Source organism: Cyclobacterium roseum, assembly GCF_010119225.1.
GTDB lineage: Bacteria > Bacteroidota > Bacteroidia > Cytophagales > Cyclobacteriaceae > Cyclobacterium > Cyclobacterium roseum.
This window is the reverse complement of sequence record NZ_WNKF01000002.1, coordinates 82,279-99,734: the sequence shown is the minus strand read 5'-3', so window position 1 is coordinate 99,734 and position 17,456 is coordinate 82,279. Positions and strand designations below refer to the sequence as shown.

The 17,456-nt window shown below is 48.1% G+C and carries 10 protein-coding genes; 6 read left to right on the top strand and 4 right to left on the bottom strand.

Features of this window, described 5'->3' with window-relative positions:
• Positions 1 to 2 precede the first annotated feature (2 nt).
• The 3 genes from GJQ68_RS03105 to GJQ68_RS03095 are packed head-to-tail and all read left to right on the top strand — an operon-like array spanning position 3 to position 4,776.
• The gene (locus GJQ68_RS03105; RefSeq protein ID WP_235941020.1) at positions 3 to 2,933 is read left to right on the top strand and encodes a SusC/RagA family TonB-linked outer membrane protein; all 2,931 of its coding nucleotides are present in this window, start codon (positions 3 to 5) and stop codon (positions 2,931 to 2,933) included.
• Positions 2,934 to 2,941: 8 nt separating this feature from the next.
• Positions 2,942 to 4,375: a RagB/SusD family nutrient uptake outer membrane protein gene (locus GJQ68_RS03100; RefSeq protein WP_162415856.1), complete on the top strand. Its 1,434-nt coding sequence runs from the start codon at positions 2,942 to 2,944 to the stop codon at positions 4,373 to 4,375.
• Positions 4,375 to 4,776 (top strand): hypothetical protein, encoded by a 402-nt coding sequence (locus tag GJQ68_RS03095; protein WP_162415855.1) that lies wholly within the window; start codon positions 4,375 to 4,377, stop codon positions 4,774 to 4,776. Before GJQ68_RS03100 ends, GJQ68_RS03095 begins: the two co-directional genes overlap by 1 nt.
• On the opposite strand, the gene GJQ68_RS03090 is transcribed toward GJQ68_RS03095, so the two are convergent.
• From GJQ68_RS03090 to GJQ68_RS03075, 4 genes are all read right to left on the bottom strand, one after another.
• Positions 4,755 to 8,252, bottom strand: coding sequence for a VCBS repeat-containing protein (locus GJQ68_RS03090; RefSeq protein WP_162415854.1), 3,498 nt, complete (start codon positions 8,250 to 8,252; stop codon positions 4,755 to 4,757). The two genes, GJQ68_RS03095 and GJQ68_RS03090, sit on opposite strands and share 22 nt — an antisense overlap.
• Positions 8,253 to 8,431: 179 nt before the next feature.
• Complete coding sequence (gene mgtE, locus GJQ68_RS03085; protein WP_162415853.1) at positions 8,432 to 9,751, bottom strand: magnesium transporter; 1,320 nt, start codon at positions 9,749 to 9,751, stop codon at positions 8,432 to 8,434.
• Positions 9,752 to 9,795: 44 nt separating this feature from the next.
• Complete coding sequence (locus tag GJQ68_RS03080; protein ID WP_162415852.1) at positions 9,796 to 10,602, bottom strand: magnesium transporter MgtE N-terminal domain-containing protein; 807 nt, start codon at positions 10,600 to 10,602, stop codon at positions 9,796 to 9,798.
• Entirely contained in the window at positions 10,602 to 11,423 is an 822-nt protein-coding gene (locus GJQ68_RS03075) for a mechanosensitive ion channel family protein (protein WP_162415851.1), read from the bottom strand. The genes GJQ68_RS03080 and GJQ68_RS03075 overlap by 1 nt, the downstream gene beginning before the upstream one ends.
• 561 nt (positions 11,424 to 11,984) lie before the next feature.
• Here GJQ68_RS03075 and GJQ68_RS03070 point away from each other — a divergent pair.
• The 3 genes from GJQ68_RS03070 (at position 11,985) to GJQ68_RS03060 (ending at position 17,336) form a co-directional block, all read left to right on the top strand.
• Positions 11,985 to 13,307, top strand: a complete 1,323-nt coding sequence (locus GJQ68_RS03070) for a PQQ-dependent sugar dehydrogenase (protein WP_162415850.1) — start codon at positions 11,985 to 11,987, stop codon at positions 13,305 to 13,307.
• A gap of 456 nt (positions 13,308 to 13,763) precedes the next feature.
• Entirely contained in the window at positions 13,764 to 15,965 is a 2,202-nt protein-coding gene (locus tag GJQ68_RS03065) for a DUF5916 domain-containing protein (protein ID WP_162415849.1), read from the top strand.
• Between the two features lie 171 nt (positions 15,966 to 16,136).
• Positions 16,137 to 17,336, top strand: a complete 1,200-nt coding sequence (locus GJQ68_RS03060; protein WP_162415848.1) for a PQQ-dependent sugar dehydrogenase — start codon at positions 16,137 to 16,139, stop codon at positions 17,334 to 17,336.
• Positions 17,337 to 17,456 lie beyond the last annotated feature (120 nt).

Below are 17,456 nucleotides of genomic sequence, written 5' to 3'. Positions count from 1 at the left end.
CCATGCCCGGGGCTACGATAACCGTTGCCGGAAGCAATACCGGTACGGTTTCCGATATTGACGGGAAATTTTCTCTTACCGTTCCCGATCAGGCAAGCATTGTGGTGTCTTTTATTGGCTATACCACCCAGACCATAGAGGTGAGTAACCGGACGGAGTTTACCATCCAGATGGTCGCCGACGAAACCTCTTTGAATGAGGTGTTGGTGGTAGGTTATGGAACCCAGGAAAAGAGGGATGTGACCGGTGCGGTTTCTTCCATCAAAGGCAGTAATATCCAAAACTTACCCGTCTCCGGGGCAGCGCAATCCTTACAGGGAAGGGCCGCCGGTGTCAATGTGGTTCGAAATGGAGGTGCTCCCGGCAATCAGGGCTCCATAAGGATCAGGGGAACCGGTACCCTTAATAATGCAGACCCGCTGATAATCATTGACGGCGTACCGGGAGGAAATCTAAACGATGTGAATCCCAACAACATCGAATCCATTGAGGTGCTTAAGGATGCCTCGGCTTCGGCCATTTATGGAACCCGTGCGGCCAATGGCGTGGTGATTGTAACCACCAAAAGGGGGGATTTTGACCAACCCTTGAAATTTGAACTGAACGGATACACAGGGGTTTCCAATGCCATCAAAACCATTGATGTACTGGAAGCGCCCGATCTGGCACTTTTAAAGCGGGAACGCTACGCCAACGACGGCCTGGCCATCAATCCCATCTGGGAAAATCCAGCCTATCAGACCCAACAAACCAACTGGCAGGAAGAATTACTGGGACAGGGCAGTACCCGAAACATGGACCTGACTTTGACCGGAGGGAATAAAAATTCTTCTTTTATGTTATCGGGCGGTGTTTTTGAAGAAAAGGGAATGATTACCAATTCCAACTTTCGTCGGCTTAGTTTTCGCTTAAACTCCGATCACAAGATCAGCGATCGGTTTAAAATTGGCCAAAACCTGCAATTGGTATCCATCAACCAGGTCAGTCCCAATACCTTGTCGGCTCAAACAGGTGTTTTATGGAGCGCCATCCGCTTTCATCCGGGACTGCCGGTTCGCAATGCGGATGGAAGCTATAGCTCCTCCCAGATCTCCGGAGAATTTGGGGATATCAACAATCCCATTTTCACGCAGGAAACGCAAGATAATAACAATACCAGCCACAAACTATTGGGCAATGTTCAGGCTGAATATGAGATACTGGAAGGCTTGAAAGTCCGGGCCAATTTTGGCCTGGAAGGGGCTATTAGTGATGGCTACAATTTCAATATTATTGTTGACGATCAGATCAGGGCAAGTCCACGCAATAGCTTGTCAAGAAGCTATAATGAGTATTATTCCCTACTGGCGGAATATTTTGTTTCCTATGACAAGGTATTTGCCGATCTGCACAAAGTGAATTTTGTAGGAGGGTATACCACCCAAACTTTCAACTCAGATGGATTTAATGCCAGTAAGCTTGATTTTATCGATGAGTCTTTCGACCAGCGGTTTTTAGACGTGGGGCAAACCCTGAATTCCATCGGAGGCGGCAAATCGTACGATGCGCTGGCTTCTTATTTTGGTCGGGTAGCTTACGATTACGACGAACGGTATTTGGTTACGGCTACTTTCAGAAGTGACGGTTCATCGAAATTTGCGCCGGGAAATCGCTGGGGTTATTTTCCCGCCTTTTCGCTGGGCTGGCGAATTTCGGAGGAAGCCTTTTTCCAAAATGTGGGTTTCATTTCTAACCTTAAGCTTACCGGGGGCTGGGGAAGTCTCGGAAATCAAAATGTGCCGGGCTTGCAGTATTTGGCCCTTATCAGCTCCGGAAGAAGGTATTCCTTTGGGGGTAACCAAACGGTGGGTGCCGCACAAACCCGGATTCCGAACCTGAATATTACCTGGGAATCCGCCCAGATGACAAACATCGGCCTGGACATCGGTTTCCTGGAAAACCGGTTGTTGGCCAATTTTAATTATTTCATTAAGGATACCAAGGACATGCTGATCGCTCCCCCTACCATTGGTAGTATTGGCACGGCACAGATACCGAACCAAAATATCGGGGAACTACGGAACCAGGGATTGGAGATGGAATTGTTGTTTCGGGAAAACAAAGGTAAGCTGTTTTATTCCGTCAGTGGAAACGCTTCCTTTATAAGAAATGAGGTAACCCAGCTGGCCGATGGTAATTTTATCGGGTCACGCCTATACGGTCGCTCCAGTCAGGAATTGTCCCGGACTTACGAAGGGTTTCCGATTGCCAGCTTTTATGGATGGCGGGCAGACGGCATTTACCAGACCAACGAGGCCATTCAAAACGATCCCAATATTGCCAATGATCCCAGAAGAGACGATGGGTTGATACAGCCGGGTGACGTTCGGTTTATTGACCTGAACGGGGATGGCCTGATAGACGAACAGGACCGGGAAGTCATCGGAAATCCGCATCCCAAGGTGGTGTATGGATTAAACGCAGAACTGGGCTACGGTAACTTTGATCTGAGTTTGTTCTTTTTGGGCAATGCCGGTTTTGATATTTATAACGCCGACCGGATGCAGGGCATAGACCCCACCTATCCGTTTAACATGTATGCCGAAACCATCAATCGCTGGAATGGACAGGGAAGTAGCAACGAAATCCCCAGGATGACGACCAAGCGAGATAACCTCAATCACCGTACTTCTGACATGTTTTTGGAAAAAGGTGATTTCTTCCGGCTAAAGAACATGGTAGTAGGGTATACCTTACCGGAAATGCTTACCTCTCGGGTAGGGGTGACCAAAGCGAGGTTTTATGTCACCGGGCAGAATGTCTTTATCCTGACGGGATACACCGGAATGGATCCTGAATTGGGATATACGGACGGAAATCTACAGTTAAATGCAGATTTTGCTCAATATCCACAAGCTCGAAGCTGGACGATTGGTACCACCATTACATTTTAAGTTAAGCTATGAAAAAATCAGTATTATACCTATTGCTATCTTGCACGCTGCTAGCGGCCTGCGAGGATAATATACTTGAAACGGTCCCTTACGGCCAGTCTACCTCTTCTCAGTTCTGGAGAAATGGCGACGATGCCGTGGCGGCCGCCAATGCCATGTACGAACCGCTTGTGAACCACGATTTTTACGGGCATGCGGAGCATACGTTCGATATTCCTTCCGATGATCAATACCGAGCGGGAGATCACGGGGAGGATCAGGCCATTGAGTCCTTTACCTTTGATGCTGGAAATCCGCAATTGTATTATAGCTGGAGACATAAGTACGAGGTAATATCCCGGGCCAATGCCGTACTCATCAATGTGCCGGAGATATCTATGGATCAGAATCTGAAAAACCGTACCCTTGGGGAAGCCCATTTTCTAAGAGGTTTTATGTACTGGCGCTTTTTGGTGATTTATGGTGGGGTGCCGTTAATTCTGGAGGAGGATGCCCTGGCAAATGAATACAACAAAGAAAGAGCCAGCATGGAAGAGATGCAGGCTCAAATAGCTGCTGATTTGCTGGCGGCGGCTGAGTTATTACCGGAAAACCACGATGCAGACAATGTGGGCAGAGCGCATAAGGGATCTGCCAGGGGCTTGCTGGCAAAATTGTATCTGTATCAGGAGGATTTTGCGAATGCCATCGAGTACGGACAACAGGTGCTAAACGGCCCCTATCCTCTGGCTGAAAATTTTTCCGACAATTTTAGGGTGGAAACCCAGAACAATCCCGAGATGCTTTTTGCCATTCAGAGCTTGCAGGGCTGGAGGGAAAACAACCACGTGATCTATACCACCCCCCGGCCTTGGGGAGGATGGGATTTTCACGAACCGGTGCAGGATCTGATCGATGAATTTGAGGAGGGGGATCCCCGCCTGGATTATACCGTTTACCAGCCGGGAGATATGGTGGACTTAGGAGGAGACCGTGGGGCGACCCCTTATACGGAAGATCTGTCCTCTACGGGATACCATTTCAGAAAATACAGCTCCTGGAGGCCGCAGGGGGGGCTGAACATGAGCCACAACAACCCCATTTTGCGTACGGCAGATGTGTACCTGATCGTGGCCGAGGCAAAAATCCGATCCGGACTAAATGGTGATGCAGAGCTCAACGCCGTTCGGGAGCGATCCGGCAGAACGCCATTGACCAATGCCACCATGGAAGACCTGATTCACGAAAGAAGGGTGGAGCGGGCCGGTGAAAATCAACGGCATCAGGACCTGATTCGCTGGGATAAAGCAGGTTTGGTAGACATTGTGGCCCTTTACCAAAAGGACCTGGGGCCCCTGAAGCCGCCCAGAAATTTTGAAAGGCCCAAGCACTACCTGTTTGCCATTCCCCAAAGGGAAATTGACCTTAGTAACGGTGTTTTAACTCAAAATCCCGGTTATTGATGCAGAAATGGACATTTTTCCTTATCGGTTGCGCTGTTCTGTTAAGTGCCTGTCAACGCAACACGGAGCAACAATTGCTGGGGAAATGGAAGTTGGATTCCGCTTATTACCATTACAATCAATTTGGCTTTAGCAGTGGGGACTGGCATCAAGAGGAGGTATATGAATTTCTTCCTTCCGGCGAAACCAGGACCATTGCCCAGAACTCATTCCTATCCAATGAGTACGAAATCAAAGATGGGCAGCTAAGGTATCTTGATGAGGAAGGCGTACTGATAAACACCTACGAAATCCTTCTTGTCGACAGGGATCAACTGGTTCTACGGGCAGAAAAGGAGCCGCTGTTTAAAGGAAACAATCAAAACCGGTTTGAAGTACGCTATTTCTCCAAATTGGATTGAATCGGATAGGAATCCAACTGGTTTCCATCCAAATCAAAGTAGTCAATACGAAGTAAGTCTTTTTCAAAAATGATTCTATTGGGTTGCTGGGTCAGGTATCCGGCTCCCCAATAGAATTCTTTTTTGCGGACTTTTCCGGAGCGATAATGAAGCATGACGTAAGCCGTGTTTTCTACCCTGGGGGGAGAATAATGAGCCGGCGAAGCCGGAAAGAGGTTCAGCCATTCCAAGGCCTGATTATTCTTCAAAGCGAGGGCCAGAGTTTGTCCGCTTTGCTGCAAGGTGGCATGGGTTAATCCACGTAGGTCTCCGGAGACCCAGGGATTTTGTTTGGGTACCTTTAAGGTTCCGGCATCATCTCCATGCAGCATCAGGCCATACGAGGCATCGTAGGGGCCATTGATCGCTTCTCCGGCGAAATTATTTCCTATCAAAAAAAGATCCGTTTGCCCGTCTCCGTTGAAATCCTCCGCCAAGGCGCCATAAACGGGAGCAAGCTGGGCTTCGTTTGGAAGTGGGGTAATCTGGAATCCGCTATCGGTATTCATCAAAATGACCGATGCAAATTGCTCCACGGATAACTGCTTAGGCGCTTTCTCAGCGGTAGCTCCGATTAGGGATGCCATATCCGCCAAGGCATAGTCATGGTAGGTTGGATAGGGTTTTTTTAAGGAAGGAATCTGCTGGAAAAGATCGTCCCGGGGGTGCACGGGAACCCTCTTTCCATCCCTTACATGCGAAATAATGGCTTCCATACTGCCATTGGCATCAAAATCGGCCCAATGAATCTGAAGGGGTGCTTCCATTCGGGTCCGGTACCGGCTGTTCAATCCCAGGTTGCCCAGCACATAATCCGTCCTTCCGTCCCGGTTCAAGTCGGTTCCGATGATGCTATTCCACCATCCGGAACTGCCTTCCAGCCCGGGGGGGCTTTCTTTTAGTATCAGTTTACCGTTTTGGTTTTCAAATAGGGTGATTTCCATCCATTCGCCTACTACCCATAAGTCCAGCCAGCCATCGTTATTATAATCGGACCAGAGTGCGGCGGTAACCATTCCTAGCGTATCCAATCCCGGAGCCACTTCCTGTATCACATTGGTGAATTTACCGTTTTCATTCATTAAAAGCTGCGATGTTCCCGGGAGCGGGTACTGATTGGGTGCTAACCTTCCTCCAATGAATAAATCCATATCCCCGTCTTTATCAAAATCCCCGGCAATCACGCAGGAGCCGCTTACCGGGTTGTCAGGAAGCCGGTCTTCTGAAAGGACCAGGTTTCCCTCTCCTGTATTCAGGTAGAGGCGATCCTGATAATAAGAAGACTCGGGTGGGAACTCATTTCCTCCTGAAACCACATACAGGTCTTGGTCGCCATCGCCATCCGCATCAAAAAACAGGGCACCCATATCTTCATAAAGGGCATCCTCCTTTGGAAGGGATTCGATCGTAAAACTACCATCGGGATTTTGGATAAATAATTGCCCCGCCTGTCCGTGGGCTCCGGAAAAAAACAAGTCTTCCCTTCCGTCTCCATTGAGGTCGCCTACCGCGGCCCCCGGCCCTAATTGGGAATGCTTGTGCGGCAACAGGGGCTGAAGGTTGAAATCAGCGTAGTATTTTTCTTCATGGGTAAAAAGGGGTAGGCCCGGAAACTGCTTTTCCTTGCTTTCCGGGGCATCCGATTTTTTGCCGGCCACCCTTTCCCCGGAACTACTTTGATTTATTTCCAGGGTTTGGTCAGCTAAAACATCCCGGATCCGGCTGCTTTCCCCATCCGGCCAAAGCACCAGCAGGGAATCGATTCGGTCGGAATTTCCCAGTCCAAAATGGATCGTTTCGGATACCGAAGACTGATAGCCCCGACTCAGGTAGTGCTCGTGAAATTGTTGGACGGAATCCGTCCATAGATATACCCTGGCTCCGATGGCCTGCAGGTTGGGAAGCTTGCCCTCCAGCTTGATTTGCAGGTAGTGTGCCCCTTGCTTCCGGGTGTTGTTCTTATAAACCGATGCGCTTGCATAGGTATTATTGATGATCAAATCCAGTGCACCGTCGCCGTCCAGATCGGAAAAGGCCGCGCCGCTGGAGTAGGAGGGGAGGTCCATACCCCAGTCCCTACTGACCTCTTCAAAGGTTAGGTCTTGTTGGTTTCGGAACACAAAATTGCGGATGTGCGCCCCCTCCAGATTTTGCAGGGCTTCACTCACCTGCCTGCTATTGAGTCGTGAAAATCCGGAGCGGTAATCCACAAAATCCCGGTTGGTGATATCTCTGGGATATCCGTTGGTGATCAGTAGGTCTTTCCAGCCATCATTGTCCAGATCCAGCCAAAGCGGTGCCCAGCTCCAGTCCGTGGCACTTACACCGGCCATATAGGCGATGTCTGAAAATACCGGAACATCTCCCGGGCTTTTTCCCCGGTTTAGCTGCAGCGTGTTGCGCATCAATTGGGGCTCGTACCCGCTTTTGAGTTCGGATAGGTACCGGTCGTTACCGGTTTTTCCAAACATTAATTTTTGCCGGTAAGAGTCGGGGGGCAACATATCCACACTAATGATATCGGGCCGCCCATCGTTATTAAAATCGGAGATGTCGTTGCCCATGGCAGAGTAACTGGTATGGGGAAAGACATTGCCCGCTACGTTTTCAAAGGTACCGTCTTGTTGATTTAGGTAGAGCAGGTCGTTGGACAGGTAGTCGTTGGAGACATAGATGTCTGGCCAGCCATCCTGGTTGATATCCGAGATGGAAACCCCCAGGCCGTAGCCTTCGATGGTAATGCCAGCCTCGGTGGAAATGTCGGTAAAGGTTTGATCGCCATTGTTGCGGTACAGCTTGTCGGTATTCAGCATTTCCCCATGGATGCGCTTGGGCCGAATGATATTGGGCCCCGTTTCATCGGTCATATTGTTGAGCAGGTACAGGTCCAGATCCCCGTCCCGGTCAAAGTCAAAAAAGGCCGCTTGCGTGCTGAATCCCCGGTCCGCCAGTCCATAGCTTTCCGCCATTTCGGTAAAGGTAAGGTCACCCTGATTGATGTACAATTCGTTGGCACGTTGGGGGGAGCCATAGGGTCCCGAGAAACAAATATAGATGTCCCGCAGGCCATCCTGGTTGATGTCAATGATGCTGACTCCGGTGGCCCATTTGCCTTCGGTATTTATTCCTGACGTAGCCGTGATGTTTTCGAAGGTAAAATTTCCTTTATTGATGTAGATCTCCGAGTTTCCCATGTTGGAGGTAAAGAACAGGTCGTCCAGGCCGTCCGCATTGAAATCCGCGACGGCCACCCCGGCGCCGTTGTAGAAATACTCGAACGTAAGGATGTTCATAAACTCGTCTTCGAGCAGCGTATTTTGGAAATTCACTCCCGAATGGGAGGAAGGAATTTCCGAAAGCAGGTGGGGTTCCTGGCAGGAAAACCCCAAAAGCAGGGCCAACATTGCCGGTAACGAACGTACAGTAGGTAGCATCATGGAGCGCAGGGTGATTGAGCCAATTTAAGGATTAAAGATACTGGATTTGGTAGGGGAATGGGAAGTGATGGGATTCATTTTTTGTACTAGGCGTCGGCAAAAGGAGAAATGTTAAAATCCGATTCTATTTAAGAAATTGACGGGGACCGTTTCGAAGTTCAGGTATTTCCTATGAATCATTATCCGACAATGTTCAGTACATCTGCCAGCGCTGTGGCCAAACCCAGAAAGCTTAAAAATCCGAAGATGTCGGTCACCGTGGTCAGCACGATCGAAGAGGATGTGGCGGGATCCTGTCCCAGTGACTTCAAAATTATCGGGATGACCGCTCCCGAAAATCCTGCAATGACCATAGATACCACCATGGAGATGCCAATTACTACGGACAGGCCGAAGGAAGAAGCCCAGAAATAAACGATGACAGAAGTAGTTAAGGCCACGGCAAACCCATTAATCAATCCTACCATAATCTCTTTTCTCGCTACTTTGAACCACTGCGCTATCCTGATTTCCCGCAGCGCCAAACCGCGCATGGTAACGGCCAGGGCTTGTGAACCCGTATTGCCCGACTGCCCCGCCACTACCGGTAAGAAAACCGCCAGCACCGTGATTCTGGCTATCGTATCTTCAAAAAAACCCACTACGAGGGAAGCCATAAATGCAGTAACAAGATTGATATGGAGCCAGGGTAACCTGTTCTTTACCGCAAGGGAAACTTTTGACAGGGCTCGTTCTTCCCTACCGGCACCAAACATCGCTTGAAGGTCTTCCGTTGCCTCTTCTTTGGAGGCAGTAACCAAGTCGCCGTTTCGAATGACGCCCAGTAGCTTGTTATTGATGTCAATAACCGGCAAATGAATGATCCTTTTTTCTTCCAGTAGTTCCACCACATCTTCCACGGGTGCTAAGGCATGTATCACGCCCAAAGGAGCTTGTATGATATCCTGTAATTTCACCTTGGGTTCTGAGATGGCGATTCTTTGAAGTGTGGCTACGCCCAGGAAAGTGCCTTCATGGTCGATTACATAGATATTTGCAATCCGGCGGTCTCCCAGTGCGCGCAGTCGCTTCAACACCTCCTTTACCGTATTTTCGGGATGGAAAGTGGTTGCCAAAGGGTTCATCAAATGACCCGCGGAATCCAGGGGATAGCTCATCAGCTCTTTTATTTCGCGGGCCAGCGCAGGGGACAACAAAGCCGTTTTGGCTTCAGCCTCCTCCTTATCCAGGCGGGAAAGCAACCTCGCTCCCAAATAAGCATCGATGTTGGAGAAAATGCGAGCAAATAAGTGATCATCCATTAAAGCAATGACCTCTGTGGCAATATCGGGATTCAGGCGGGCAAAGACCTGTTTGGAATCGTTATGATCCGGTCTTTTGAGATAATCAATGATCTCCTCGGTAGAAAAGCCATTGAGCAGCGATGCGGCATCTCCGGGAAATTGTCTGAAAAAGCCGTTTATCAGTTTTTCTTTAGCCGAGGCAGGGATTTGTGACATGATGGATTTTTAGCATAAGTTGATAAAATCAGGACAACGGGTTTTCATTTTCCCGGGCTCCGTAAAAAACCCGTTAACCCGATGCGGTAAAGCTCTCCCAGTGCGGCGCTCGCCTTGATAGCTTGTTTATCAAGCACTTCTTCGCTGTTTACATTTCCCCGTCTAACGGCTTCCAGCTTTAATGAGCCGACGAGAACATCGGAGCGATCTGTTACCGGTAAGGCATAATAGTGAAGCCAGCTATCAATGTTTATGACCGTTTCAAAACGAACATCATCGTAGAGCTTTGGTGCACCGGTATTGGCCAAAGTAGTAAGAGGGACATCCTTATCGGCCAAAAGTAGGTCTTGGAGGTTGACCAGGCCGTATAGGGATTTGTCCTGATTGACCACAAACACATAAGGAGAGACCAGCCGCCTATGCTCCTTTATGAGGGTCAACGCCTTGCCCACTTTGACGGATTTCCGCAAGGTAAATAAGACTGGATCCATCAAGGCACCTACCGTATTTTCTAGGTATCTAAGCTTCAGGCGAAGCGGACCCGACACTTCCGATGGCAGATCTTCCAATAGTGAATTGCGGAGCGGCCCCTCCATCTGTCTCAATATTAATTCGGCCGTTTTCAGGTCTACTTGTTCTATTATTTCAACAGCCCGGGTTTGATCAAGGCTTTCCAAGATACGGGACGCTTTGTAGGCATACATCGGCTCCAGTATCCTGGCAGCCAGGTCAACCCGGATTTCCCGAAACAAGGTGGCCACCTCTTCGGGCTCAAGCTCCTCGAGAATTTGCGTGGCTGCCCGGCCGTGCTTATGAATAAAAGCCTCCAGTATCGTTTCATCCGTATCCATTACTTTTCCTTTTTGATCAAGACAGATTTTACTTCGATAAACTCCTTTGAAGGGATAGTCACTCGGCCTGTTTTCGATTCCAAAAGAACTGCCGTAGTGCCGATATTAATAATCCTGCCTTCTATATCACTTATCTTCACATAATCTCCCTCTTTGTACAGTTTATGTATGTAATAGGAAGCGAGAATATTGCTGACCGATGTTTTAGCGCCCAGGCCAAATGCCAGTGCCGCACCGAACACAATCGCCGCTAAAAGGATGTTTATAAGTTGTGTGAGAAAAGCAATATCGATACCGATCTGATCAGCGGCAATAATGATGGAAGTGATGAGAATAGTGTACTGAACTATTTTTCCGAGGATATTACCGTAAGAAATGGCTACCTGGGCCGTGGCGGAGGCAATCAATTTTCCCAACATTCTGCCCGCAATGATTCCCACAAAAACAATTAAAATGGCAGCTAAAATTCTTGGTGAATAGGTCAGAACGCTTCCAAGCCAGGTGGTAATAATCGATAAACCGAGTACTTCCGTACTGAGAATAAGAAAGAAAATAAAAATAATCCAGAAGAAAGTCTTGCTGATAAACGCAGCTGAGGGGCCAAAGCTGATGTGTTGAATCCTGTCTCGGAACCTGTCATTGATCAGGCTGTTTAAGTAATTCAACAACCGCTTTACCGCCCATTCCGTCAGACGCGCCACCAAATAACCGATGGCCAATACAAGTAGGGCAAGGAACAGTTTTGGAAGGAAAGCGATCAAGCTATCCCTGAAACCCAAGGCCATTGTACGAAATTCTTCTGCTACCTGATTATAATTCATGTTTTGTTTTTGGCTGAACTAAAGAAATCCATCTTCAGTATCGTTCCAAAGTACAAAAACTTCAAATAATCTACAAAAAATATAAATTTCCATCAAAGTAGCACGATGCCCAACTGAAGCAAAATAAACATAGGGCAGATAAGGGCTGTAGATAGTTTGGTACTTAAACTTCCGATTCGGCCGACAAGAAGGTGCTTTGGAAGCGCCACGTTTTTGGTGAGCCAAGAAGCAGCGAATAAAGAACCAAAAATGAAATTGATATTACTAATAACCTGCATTATAAGGTAGTATCCTGGCAATCGGACCAAAAAACAAAATTGCCTGTATCGTACTTGCTAAAGATAGCTTTATGGAGAAAATGATAATCTAACCTTACTATATTATTTAACGATACTGGATTTATCAGGTAAACGGGATGCAGGCGGGTTAATTATTTGTGAATTAATCTATGAAGACAGTTTTGAGGATTGGAGGCGAAACGTCTAAATACAATAAAATTTGTTCTTAAGGGGTATTAGCTGTATATTTAAGTTCTTTCCAAACCGAAAACCAATAAAAACCATGAATTATACCCAAAGCTTGTACACTTGCTTGATGGCGGTGCTGGTAATGGCTGCCTGCGGCAGTCCAACCGAACAAACGGAAACCCCATCCCCTTACTTCACAGCTGATGAAGACCAGGGGGGGCTAAATCTGGGTGCCGGACTACAGGCCTACGTAGTAGCGGAGGACCTGGGAAGGGGCCGTCACCTGGCGGTCAATGAAAATGGCGACATTTACATGAACCTGCGCGAGGCCACCGAAGAAGGAGGAATTGTTGCCCTGCGGGATACAGATGGCGATGGCCGGGCAGATGACATCCAATACTTTGGCGATTTTGGCGGTACCGGCATGGCCTTTTACAAGGGTAACCTTTACGCCTCAAACGACAGCACGGTGTTCCGTTTTACCTTTTCGGGAGACAACCTGATTCCGGATAACGCCACCGCACCCGATACGATTGTTTCGGGTCTGCCCGTACAAACTTCTCATGCGGTGAAGCCCTTTACCTTTGACGAGCAGGGTCACATGTACGTCAATGTCGGCGCACCTTCCAATGCTTGCCAGGAGCAAGACCGTACCCAAGGCTCCCCCGCAATGGATCCTTGCCCGCTATTAGAGCGGCACGGCGGCATTTGGCGCTTTGATGCCGAAGAAACGGGACAAACGCAGCTGGAACACGGTTACCGCTTTTCTACAGGTATTCGAAATGCCGTGGCACTGGACTACAACTCCGCAGATGGCCACGTATATGTGGTTCAGCATGGCCGCGACATGTTGCACGGCCTCTTCCCTGATATGTATACCGAAGAGGAAAGTGCCGAACAGCCAGCGGAGGAAATGTTCCGCTTAAGTGATGGTGCTGATTTTGGCTGGCCGTATTGCTATTATGATCCTTCTCAGGACAAAAGGGTGACGGCTCCGGAATACGGGGGCGACCGGGAGCAAGCCGAGCGCTGCGAAGGTACCGAAGGGCCTGTAATGACCTTCCCTGCCCATTGGGCACCCAATGACCTGCTATTTTATACCGGTGATCAGTTGCCGGAAACGTACAAAGGCACTGCTCTGGTAGCCTTTCACGGTTCCTGGAACCGGGCACCTCTGGAGCAGAAGGGGTATTTTGTAGCTGCTGTACCGTTTGAAAACGGGTCTCCCACTGGAACCCACGAGGCTTTTGCAGAAGGTTTTGCCGGAGTAGAAACCATAGAGGCCCCCAGTGATGCCAAGCACCGGCCTACTGGTATCGCCCAGGCTCCCGATGGGACAGTGTTGATTTCTGACTCGGTAAGCGGAAAAATATGGCGGGTATTTTACCAGGAAGACGAAACCATGGCCATGAATTGATATTTCGTATTATGTGGATCCAGGAAGTAGTGGATCTGCTGAAAAAGCCGGTTTCTATAAGGGAAACCGGCTTTTTTATTCGGTTGGTTCGTGGATCTCCTGTATTTTTGCGTGGTGTACTTTCCATGACAAACCATGAATTGCTTGACGAATTTTGTAACCAACGCCCCGGAATAGGGGAGGATATACTAGCGAAATGAAGCTGCTATGCTATTTAATTTTTGTGAATTTTTTGTCATTGAGGCCTAATAGTGTTTGGTTTTTAAGTACCCATAAATGAATAAATGCCGGTCATATAAAATACCGTTGAATTTTTAATCGCAACTTCTTTTTAAAAGGAGAAAAAATTAAATTTGGTCACAGATGGGTGTTTATTGATTTCGTTTTCAACTATTCCCCGCCTTAACCACTTTCATTTCATCGGTCCCGCTGACCATATCAAGCACCCATAAACGAATGAAGATTCCCATTCTTTCCTTTTTTGTACTCCTGATGCGAGCTACTTTTCTATTTGGCCAATCGGATACCGAAATCTTGTCCAATTACCAATTACAGATCCAAAGAGCAACAACACCCATAACACTTGACGGGGTATTGGATGAGGAAGCCTGGTTGGAGGCAGATGTGGCGGATGAATTCTGGATGCAACAGCCGCTGGATGGTAAAAAAGCCGATCCCCGTACGGAGGTAAGGGTGACCTATGATTCGGATAATGTCTACATTTCAGCCATTTGCTATGATGTGGAGGATTATGTCGTACAAACCTTGGAACGAGACAAAAGCTTCTTTGAAGGGGATGGATTTGGAGTAATCATCGACCCGGTGAATAGCCGAACCAATGGCCTGTTTTTCGGAATCAGTCCCTTTAATGCACAGTCTGAGGATTTACTTGGTCCAAATGCGCCAAGAGAGTTGACCTTTAGTTGGGACAATCGATGGTTTTCTGCAGTGACCAGGCTTCCCGATAGGTACATTGTGGAACTTGCCATTCCTTTCAAAACCCTGAGGTTTAAAAAGGATATATCGACCTGGGGAATCAATTTTATCCGGAACAACATGTCTCAGAATGAATATTATAGCTGGACACCCATTCCTGTCAATTTTCAGTTGTACGACCTGGGCTACACCGGCAATATGGTTTGGGACAAAGCCCCCGACAAAACAGGCACCAACATTTCCCTTATACCCTATGTCACGGCCGGGACGGTTCGGGGTGCTGAAAACGAAACGACCGCAGATGTGGGCATGGATGCGAAGGTGGCACTCACATCTTCTTTGAACCTGGACCTGACGATAAATCCGGATTTTTCACAGGTGGACGTAGATGTGCAACAGACCAACTTAACCCGATTCAACCTCCGGTTTCCCGAGCAACGGGGCTTTTTTCTCGAAAACAATGATCTTTTTACGGGATTCGGACCGAATTCGGCCAAACCGATCTTTACCAGGCGAATTGGGCTTGACGTGAACAACCGGCCGGTGCCGATCGCCTACGGAGCCCGTTTGAGCGGGAATCTTAACCCAAACTTCAGGATTGGGCTGATGAATATCAAGACCAGGCCTACCGAAGCCGGACCGGCCCAAAACTATAGCGTGGGGGTCTTTAACCAAAGTTTATGGGAAAGATCCGTCTTAAGGGGATATGTCACCAACCGACAGGCGCAGACGGTAGGTAATGGGTTAGACAAATTTGATTTTGGGAGGAATGCCGGTTTAGAACTTAACTACCTGAATGAGTCCGGTACCTGGAATTATTTTGGGTCCTTTCACCTTTCGGAAAAATCGCAGATCGGCATGGGAAACTACCGGCAGCTGGGCTTTGAATACGGAGGAAGAAAATGGAATTTCCGGTTGAATTACTACGGTATGGGGGATGATTACCATGCGGATATGGGATTCATTCCTAAAATGAGTAACTACGATGCCCTGAATGACACCTTATATCATTTGGGATCGGAACATTTTCACGCACGGATTGGGTACACCTTTCGTCCCGAGAATCGCGGCAAGGTAATTTTGCATGATATTCAGCTCCGGAATACCGTAAATTATTATACCGATTGGTCATTGATGGACAATGAATATCGGCTGGACTATGAACTCAGTTTCAGAAACACGAGCAGAATCACCTTTCAGGCTCAGGCATTGGAAACCCGCTTGTTGTTTCACACCAGATTTACCGATGGAGAACCACTGGAGCCAGGGCTTTACCGTTACCCCCGTGCCAACCTTTCCTACAGCTCGGATGCCAGAACCTCCCTGCCTTTTCGGGCAGAAGTGGAAACAGGGTTGTTTTACAACGGCTACCTGACTACCTATTTAATGGAATTGAATTTAAGACGGCAGCCCTGGGGGACCTTTTCGCTGGCCTGGGAGCAAAACATCCTCTCACTCCCGGAACCTGCCGGAGCGTCCACCCTAACCTTGATCAATGCCCGGAGTGAAGTAAATTTCAGCACTCAGTTATTCTGGACCACCTTTTTACAATACAATACCCAGCAGGAAAATTTCAATATCAATAGCCGGTTTCAGTGGAGGTACCTGACCATGTCGGATTTATTTTTGGTCTATACCTACAATTATTCCATGTCACCCTTTATCGAAACCAGGCAAAATCAGGCACTTTTGTTGAAATTTACCTATATGTTCAATATATAGCAGGCTGCATTTTCTGCCATTTACTGCAAAATCCCGATGGGAAAACCAATGCTGGCTTGCAACTCATATAGGCACCACCGGCTATTTTCGGCTTGTTTTTGGGCTTTTTACCTGCTGGCATATGGTTTGCAGCGTTTTTACCTTCTTGGTTTACAACAAACGATCCGTTTTATGATTTCTAGTTCACGCTTACTTGCCTGCTATTTTTTCACCGGTTTGATCTCCCTTACTGCTTGTGTACAGGAGGATCCCGATCCCGCTCCCGATCCCGGAGAAGAGAAAGTCCTACAATTGGTTGAAGCCTTTCCCAACCTTCCATTCAACCGACCGCTGGAAATCCTCCATGCCGGAGATGATAGCGACAGGATTTTTGTGGTAGAGCAAAGGGGGGTTATTTCCGTTTTCCCTAACCAAGCAGAGGCCGAAGAAAAAGGTACCTTTTTAAACTTGGTGAACCAGGTGAATGATTCCGGAAACGAAGAAGGCTTATTGGGGCTTGCCTTTCATCCGGATTATGCCGAAAATGGGTTTTTTTATGTCAATTACACCGCTTCCAATCCGGCACGAACGGTAATATCCAGATTTAAGGTTTCGGCTTCCGATCCGGACGAGGCCGATGCGCAAAGTGAAACGGTACTGTTGGAAATCGAGCAACCGTTTACCAATCACAATGGGGGCAAACTTGCTTTTGGTCCCGACGGGTACCTGTATATAGCCCTGGGAGATGGAGGTTCCGGGGGAGATCCACAGGGCAATGGTCAAAACCGGGAAACCTTGCTGGGATCCCTGCTGAGGATTGACGTAAATGCACAGGCAGGAGATTTGAATTATGCGATACCGGAAGACAATCCCTTTGTCGGAAACGGGGAGGGCTTTAGGGAAGAAATTTTTGCTTATGGCTTGAGAAATGTATGGAAGTTTAGTTTTGATACGGAATCCAACCTGCTATGGGCGGCGGATGTAGGACAGAACCGCTACGAAGAAATCAGCCTGATTGAGAATGGCGGGAATTACGGCTGGAATACCATGGAGGGTTTTGAATGCTTTGATCCTGCATCTGCCTGTGAAACGGAAGGACTTGAGCTTCCGGTGTGGGCCTATGACCACAGTGAGGGAGACGGTTCTGTCACAGGTGGTTATGTATACAGGGGTTCGGCCCTGCCGGAACTGGCAGGAAGGTATATTTATGCCGATTTTATTTCCGGGAGGATTTGGGCACTGGACGTTACGGATAGGAGCAATCCCACCAATACCGAATTAGTGCAGGCTTCGTTTCCTGTCGCCGCATTTGGATTGGATCCGTCCAATGAACTGTTAATTTGTGGGTTTGATGGGAAAATTTACCGGCTGGAATATCAGGCGGCGGATTAATTTCTATTTAACAATGCTATCATTGAAAAGGTAGCGTTTTTGGTTAGGAATATCCTATTAGCGGATTTGGGCAGCCGGATACCTTCTGGAATTAGCTTTTGGAAATGGTAAGGGGAAAAA

Excerpts from the sequence above, each read along its gene's own strand:
- GJQ68_RS03105 (WP_235941020.1), top strand. The coding sequence starts at position 3 with ATGCCCGGGGCTACGATAACCGTTGCCGGAAGCAATACCGGTACGGTT.
- GJQ68_RS03100 (WP_162415856.1), top strand. The coding sequence starts at position 2,942 with ATGAAAAAATCAGTATTATACCTATTGCTATCTTGCACGCTGCTAGCG.
- GJQ68_RS03095 (WP_162415855.1), top strand. The coding sequence starts at position 4,375 with ATGCAGAAATGGACATTTTTCCTTATCGGTTGCGCTGTTCTGTTAAGT.
- GJQ68_RS03090 (WP_162415854.1), bottom strand. The coding sequence starts at position 8,252 with ATGATGCTACCTACTGTACGTTCGTTACCGGCAATGTTGGCCCTGCTT.
- mgtE (WP_162415853.1), bottom strand. The coding sequence starts at position 9,751 with ATGTCACAAATCCCTGCCTCGGCTAAAGAAAAACTGATAAACGGCTTT.
- GJQ68_RS03080 (WP_162415852.1), bottom strand. The coding sequence starts at position 10,602 with ATGGATACGGATGAAACGATACTGGAGGCTTTTATTCATAAGCACGGC.
- GJQ68_RS03075 (WP_162415851.1), bottom strand. The coding sequence starts at position 11,423 with ATGAATTATAATCAGGTAGCAGAAGAATTTCGTACAATGGCCTTGGGT.
- GJQ68_RS03070 (WP_162415850.1), top strand. The coding sequence starts at position 11,985 with ATGAATTATACCCAAAGCTTGTACACTTGCTTGATGGCGGTGCTGGTA.
- GJQ68_RS03065 (WP_162415849.1), top strand. The coding sequence starts at position 13,764 with ATGAAGATTCCCATTCTTTCCTTTTTTGTACTCCTGATGCGAGCTACT.
- GJQ68_RS03060 (WP_162415848.1), top strand. The coding sequence starts at position 16,137 with ATGATTTCTAGTTCACGCTTACTTGCCTGCTATTTTTTCACCGGTTTG.